At 58.0% G+C, this 1,756-nt stretch carries 3 protein-coding genes; 1 reads left to right on the plus strand and 2 read right to left on the minus strand.

Annotated elements, in window-relative coordinates; translation table 11 throughout:
• Window positions 1–530: 530 nt before the first annotated feature.
• Window positions 531–845, minus strand: coding sequence for a hypothetical protein (locus AC33YF_RS13860; RefSeq protein WP_491777802.1), 315 nt, complete (start codon window positions 843–845; stop codon window positions 531–533).
• 161 nt (window positions 846–1,006) lie between these two features.
• Here AC33YF_RS13860 and AC33YF_RS13865 point away from each other — a divergent pair, with 161 nt between their 5' ends.
• The gene (locus tag AC33YF_RS13865) at window positions 1,007–1,246 is read left to right on the plus strand and encodes a hypothetical protein (protein WP_491777803.1); all 240 of its coding nucleotides are present in this window, start codon (window positions 1,007–1,009) and stop codon (window positions 1,244–1,246) included.
• 40 nt (window positions 1,247–1,286) lie between these two features.
• On the opposite strand, the gene AC33YF_RS13870 is transcribed toward AC33YF_RS13865, so the two are convergent.
• A complete protein-coding gene (locus tag AC33YF_RS13870; protein WP_491777804.1) occupies window positions 1,287–1,508 on the minus strand; it encodes a hypothetical protein in 222 nt (73 codons plus the stop codon).
• Between the last annotated feature and the right edge of the window lie 248 nt (window positions 1,509–1,756).

Genomic DNA, 1,756 nt, shown 5'->3' on the forward strand with positions numbered 1-1,756 from the left:
GGGGGCACGGCCTGGCGGTGGGTCATGGGGTCCCCGCCAGGCCCTCTCCTCAACAGGTCTCGCGAGCAGCGCAAAAGAAAGCCCCGGCGCAGGGGCACCGGGGCTTTGGAGAGTAAAACGCCAAGGCTTCAATGTGGGGGGCAGGGAAGAAGCCTTAACGAGTTATTCACCTTACGCCGAGGCCAGACATTTGGATCACCGAGAGGTGCAGACAAGCAAAAGCCCCGGCCAGGGAGGGAAGACCGGGGCTTTGCTGAGAGGTAGATCGCTTAGCGATCAAAGTTCGTCTGGTAAGCGTTCGGGAAACCTTCGGCCAAAACAGGTGCGCCAGAGGCTGCGAGAAGAGCAAGTGCGAGAATTGTGGCTTTCATTTTCAATCTCCTAATCAGTGCCCCGTCTGCGAGATTGCTATCGGGCTTGACATGTTTAGGAGGTAGAAACTGGCAGAGCGTATTACCAATAACGCTGTGTCAGAACGGCGTGCGCGGAACCTCTCGCTCGTTCACGGCCCTGTGTGAGGCAGTTGAGCATCATGCGTCCTGCCTGCGTATCAGGTCTAGATGGGTTTTGGCCTCTTCGTGCTTGCGACGGCATTGCTCGACAGCACCTCGCTTGCGGTTGAAGTCGAACACAAACGCGACCGCAGACAAGGCCGCTCCGCAGACGAGGATGATGCTAGCGAAGCCATCAAGGTACAGGGCGGCGATGACCGCTACCAACGTGACTGGCACCAGCATCGCTGCGCTGATGAAAGCCCGGCTCTGGTAGTTGCGCAGTTCCTCCTGAAGTCGCCCGACCGCTTGCTCGGCCCGTTCAACCTCGTCGAGTTCTTCTCCGTCGCTCATGTTCCACCTCCCGTTACAACGGGAGCCGCTATGCGTTCCCCGTGCAGGCTGAGTGTAGCAGGCCGATACCTTCGCCTTAACAATTGCTAGATGCCGACAAGTTGAAATAGCGGCGGATGCGCCACAGCAGGCGCAATAGTAGGGAACTGGAGGCTACGGCGATGAGGGTAAACGTGACGCTCGATCAGTTCGAGGTCCGCGACGGACTGGTCATACATAAGCCGACCAACGCGGAATTTATCCCGCACCCTAAGCGTGAAGGCTCTGTTCTTGTGTGGACGGGGAACATTGGCAAGAGGTTGCCCGATGGAGCGATCTATCGATATGGCGACGTGCTGGAAGCGGTGAAGTCTCTCTGGTGGGAAGGCTCGAACACGGCACAAGGCCCACTCGCCGCATAGGCCAATTGGCGCAGGCTGAGGCACACATGCAAACGCGCCGCTAACGATAGCGACGCTTGTACTTGCGGCGTTCCTGAGGACTGCTCGCGCTGAGGTCAGCAATGCAGTTCGCCATGAACTGTTCGCGTTCACCCCTGCCGTTGAAAGACCTCTTGGCGGCCTTTGCGAAACAGGCGTCTTCGATCCATCGTGGTGCTGCCTCAGCAGCTGCACTGCTCAGCATACAAACTCCAGCAAGAACCATTAGCGCGATAGAGCGCATCGCTCTTCTCCTTCTACGTGGTTATGGGGAGGCTCGATCAGATGGCTTCCTCCGCGCAGCGCAGAATATAGCAACGTTACGCGCTTGACGGTAGTTTCCACCTTAGCGGATCGGAAGTCGCTTGAACGGCAGGCTCAAGGATCGCTTCGTCTAGCCGTGCGCAGGTCAAGCGGTGGTGCTAGGCTTCTCCCGTGGGGTGGAGAGGGCCAATGGAGATTTTCCTCGCAATCATTTTTGCAGCCGTTTTC

Source organism: Methyloceanibacter sp. (genome assembly GCF_058506495.1).

Coding starts and splice junctions, on each gene's coding strand:
- AC33YF_RS13860 (WP_491777802.1), bottom strand. CDS start 845: ATGAGCGACGGAGAAGAACTCGACGAGGTTGAACGGGCCGAGCAAGCG.
- AC33YF_RS13865 (WP_491777803.1), top strand. CDS start 1,007: ATGAGGGTAAACGTGACGCTCGATCAGTTCGAGGTCCGCGACGGACTG.
- AC33YF_RS13870 (WP_491777804.1), bottom strand. CDS start 1,508: ATGCGCTCTATCGCGCTAATGGTTCTTGCTGGAGTTTGTATGCTGAGC.